This window comes from Deltaproteobacteria bacterium (genome assembly GCA_019309045.1).
In the GTDB taxonomy this organism is placed as follows: Bacteria; Desulfobacterota; Syntrophobacteria; order BM002; family BM002; genus JAFDGZ01.
The window spans coordinates 1-3,973 of sequence record JAFDGZ010000154.1; the positions used below are offsets into that span (position 1 = coordinate 1).

Annotated in this window: 3 protein-coding genes; 1 reads left to right on the forward strand and 2 read right to left on the reverse strand. The window is 54.2% G+C overall.

Annotated elements, in window-relative coordinates; translation table 11 throughout:
• Positions 1-464: 464 nt before the first annotated feature.
• Positions 465-1,370, reverse strand: a complete 906-nt coding sequence (locus JRI89_16940; GenBank protein MBW2072916.1) for a substrate-binding domain-containing protein — start codon at positions 1,368-1,370, stop codon at positions 465-467.
• Positions 1,371-1,385: 15 nt separating this feature from the next.
• Positions 1,386-2,291, reverse strand: a complete 906-nt coding sequence (locus JRI89_16945; GenBank protein ID MBW2072917.1) for a helix-turn-helix transcriptional regulator — start codon at positions 2,289-2,291, stop codon at positions 1,386-1,388.
• Positions 2,292-2,522: 231 nt separating this feature from the next.
• On the opposite strand from JRI89_16945, the gene JRI89_16950 reads away from it, so the two are divergent.
• A complete protein-coding gene (locus JRI89_16950; protein MBW2072918.1) occupies positions 2,523-3,701 on the forward strand; it encodes a putative sulfate/molybdate transporter in 1,179 nt (392 codons plus the stop codon).
• Positions 3,702-3,973: the final 272 nt, after the last annotated feature.

Consider the following 3,973-nt stretch of genomic DNA (forward strand, 5'->3'; position numbering starts at 1 on the left):
CTTCGTCGACATGTGCAAGCTCGGCTACGGCTACGGCTACGATGCGCGTTTCGGCTTCCGGCAACGTTGTTCGGCTCTTCCTTCGTTGCTGTGACCCGCTCACTTTCGCGGCAACATCCCCCTCCCACGTTTATCGGTTACGGCCAGGCCTGCGAGGCCCACTGAATCAATGGGTACCAGCCAATAAGCAGTAGGCACTGCGACTCATCTCTAAATACGTAGCCTTGAACCGTAGCCGATACGGGCTTCGTTGCCGTAACCCTGGCCCCTTACCGCACTCCAGATGCGGGCTTCGTTGCCGTGGCCTCTTGCCGATTCCTCTCAAATACCTCCTCTCGCCCAGTCACCGGCTTCCCGGGCTTTTCCTCTGACTATCCAAGCATATTTATTATTAAAGGATGCATCTGGTTAAACAACGTTCTTTCGGATTCAAGGTCTCGAGAGCACCACTACTCGGAAGGCAGTTATTTTGTGCTCGGAACAGCATCCGGGTAGAAAGCCTGCTGCCCATGAATAGTGTAATGGGCAATGAGGCTCTGGGCCTTTTTCCCCACAAGCCATCTGGCCAGTCGATCTGCACCGGCAAAGTTAACCTGGGGAAACTTCTCGGGATTCACCGGGATCACCCCATAAGGATTGAAAAGCCTGGGGTCGCCTTCGCAAAGGATCTCCAGAGCCAACCCTCCCTTCCTGCCTAACCTGTATTTCAGATAAGTACCGCGGTCTGTCAGCGTATATGCCTGCTTCTCCGCGGCATAGGTGAGTGTTTTTCCCATGCCCTGTCCAATGGAGCGGTACCAACCATCTGAATTGCTCGGGTAGCTGTAGGAAACCTTTTTCTTCTTGCCCTTTTTAATGATCTCGTGCACCTGCTGTGTTAGAGGCAGGCCTGTGGCCTTCCAGAGCGCCTGCTCTTTGGTGTGCGTCCCACTGTCGTCTCCGCGCGAGACGAAGCCTGCCTTTGCTTCGGCAATTCTCCTCAAGGCGAGCGCTGCGTCAGTTATCCCCTTGACTCTCGCTGGATCGTCTGCTGGGCCCACAATTACGAAATCATTGTGCATTACCCCCAGCCGATAAACGCCATAGCCCTGTCTGACAAACTCCTCTTCCCTCTCCCTGGCGTGTACAAAAATGACGTCCACGTTGCCGTCCATGCCGTCACGAATCGCGGCTCCGGTGCCTTTGGCGATGACTTTCACCCGAATACCGGTATCTCTGGTGAATTCCGGCAGCAGCACGTCAAGAAGACCAGAGTTCTCCGTGCTGGTGGTAGTGGACATTGTGACAACCTGGTCAGCCCCCAAGGCAGCAGGAGGAACCACACCCAGAAACAACACAACAAAGACGAACCAGCTCAACAGTTTTCGCATTACGCCCTCCTTATCTCATCCCCTGAAGACCACCTGTCCAGACAAACTCAGATCGTAGCCGGTAAGTTGAGCACTTGCCTCCATGAATTGCCGGTCGCGAAGAAGACCCAGAAATTTCTGCACCTCATGAGTAAAAAACAGCTCTTTACGAATGATGAAATCGTAGCGCTCCCAGCGCACCGGTACAAAGTCCAGGCCCAGGAGTCCTGCCACCGCAGCAATGGCAAGACCCGCATCCGCCCTCCCAGCAAGAACCTCCAGGCCCACATCCAGATGACGGCCAAAAGAGCTCTCATAGCCGGGAATGTCCTTGCCATCCACCCCCTGGCGCTCGAGTTCGCGGTCCAGAAGAAGCCGAGTACCCGTACCCTGTTTCCGGTTGGCGAGGCGCAGCCTGCCGCTGGCCAGATCCGCCAGACTGGTCACTCCATGAGGGTTGCCGCGCTGCACCAACACCGCCTGCAGCCGCTTGCAGAAATTGACCACCACCACACTATCGCCAAACTGTTCCTCCACATAAGCAAAGTTGTAGTCCTCCCCCTCGGGCTCCAGTAAATGGGCAGAGCAGATGTGGCAAAGATTGGCCCGCAGTGCCTGAATGCCGCCCATGCTGCCCAGATTGCTGAATGCCGTAAGAGGCCTCTGGTAGCGGCCATGAAAAATTTCCAGGAGTTGATCCAACAACAAGTCGTTACTGCCAGTAATTATTAGTAAGTATTTGTAATTATCAAGTATGCCTTCTATGCGCGGATAGTTGTCGGTGTGCTGCTCCAGCCAGCGGTCCACCAGGTGTCGCTGAAACAGCCATTTGCCAGTTATCTTGGTGCCAGGAAGGCCCCTGACAGTAACCAGATTGTAGATTTTTTTCTCATTTATTCCAAGATATTGAGCGACTTCCCTGGTGTTCATCAAAGAGGTCATCATTCCTCCCAACCCCCAGAAAGGATGCGATGTTTTCTAGCCAGCAACTCAAAGTGACGCGTACCATATCACAGTTATCAATTCAGGTAAACAAGAAACCTATAATAACCTTAAATAACTATCTCGGCCCACAATATGTCATGGCGGTTCATTTTTTTCTGTGGTTAAATGAGCTCTGTCTTGCCAGCCGGTAATTGGCCGACACCTCTGTTCCTGTTGGATGGTGAAGTTATGCCGGAGAAATGGAGAAAATATCGTTTCGACCGTATGGAGTTCGCAGGATCGTTCGGAGATCTCGGCACCCTGCTCCCTCTAGCCATCGGCATGATCGTGCTCAATGGGCTGCACGCTACCAATGTCTTCGCCCTGATTGGCATCTTTTACATTGCTGCCGGCCACTATTTCGGTGTACCCATTGCGGTCCAGCCTATGAAGGTCATCGGGGCCTACGCCATCGCTGTGGGTCTGTCGCCAACCCAGATTGTCTCGTCGAGTTTGTGGATGGGGCTGGTAGTACTCTTCCTGGGCTCAACCGGGCTGATCAAAACCATTGGCAAATACACCCCCAGGAGCACCGTGCGGGGTGTGCAGCTAGGAGTGGGGGTGGTGCTGATGTTGAAGGGCTTTCGCCTCATCCTCAGCCCTGATGCGAATCTGGCCGTGCAAAAAGTTGGGCCGTTGAGTATGGGGCTCATTCTCGGCATTGCAGGTATAATTCTCACTTTCCTGCTCCTGGAAAACCGCAGGTTTCCCGCAGCACTCGTCCTAGTGGTGCTGGGTCTTTTCGTTGGACTCCTCATCGGCAAGCCAGTTCACTTCTCTTCGCTGGACTGGGGCATACATTTGCCAAAGCCCATACCCTATGGCTGGCCCTCGTGGAGCGACTTGCTCTGGGTGATTCCCACCCTGGTGCTGCCTCAGATCCCCATGACCATCGGCAACGCCATCATATCCAACACGGACATCATGCATGAGTACTTCGACGAACAGGCCCAGCGCGCTACTTACAGGACGGTGGCGAACAGTCAGGGCCTCGCCGACCTGGTATCATTCTTTTTCGGCGGCATCCCCATGTGCCATGGCGCTGGCGGACTGGCGGCACACTATCGCTTCGGGGCCCGTACTGCTGGCTCAAACCTTATTATTGGCAGCATTTTTCTTCTGCTCGCCATTGTCTTTGGCGAAAACATTGTGGTTATCCTCAAAGTGCTCCCCTATTCTTTGCTAGGGGTCCTGCTGGTCTTTGCCGGGCTGCAGCTCGCCCTCATGATTCAGGACCTTCGCGACCGAAAGGACTTTTTTGTGGTCATTTTCATGTTGGGCATTGCCCTGGTGAGCAATCTGGCCGCAGCATTCATTCTCGGAATCATCATTGCCTACGCCCTGAAAAGCGGCAAATTCTCAGTATAGCCCCCCAGAATTTTACCGGGCACCAGACAGTAAGGGTTAATGGCAAGATGAAAGTGCACCCCTTTCACCAGCCGATTGCTGGCGGCTAACCTGAAGGCTGAGCCAGCGGCCAGTATTACAATGGCGCCATGGCGCAATTGCTTGCCGAATTAGATATCAACACAGGACAACGCAGGCTAAAGCCTGCGGCTACCAGCGCGTTGCCGTCGCCCTTTTGACGTGCTCGGCTAGGGTTACGGTTACGAGGCCCGTTTCGGTGCTCGGCCACGGCT

What these genes read in the sequence shown, in the direction of transcription:
- JRI89_16940 (MBW2072916.1), bottom strand. Translation starts at nt 1,370, where the DNA reads ATGCGAAAACTGTTGAGCTGGTTCGTCTTTGTTGTGTTGTTTCTGGGT.
- JRI89_16950 (MBW2072918.1), top strand. Translation starts at nt 2,523, where the DNA reads ATGCCGGAGAAATGGAGAAAATATCGTTTCGACCGTATGGAGTTCGCA.
- JRI89_16945 (MBW2072917.1), bottom strand. Translation starts at nt 2,291, where the DNA reads ATGACCTCTTTGATGAACACCAGGGAAGTCGCTCAATATCTTGGAATA.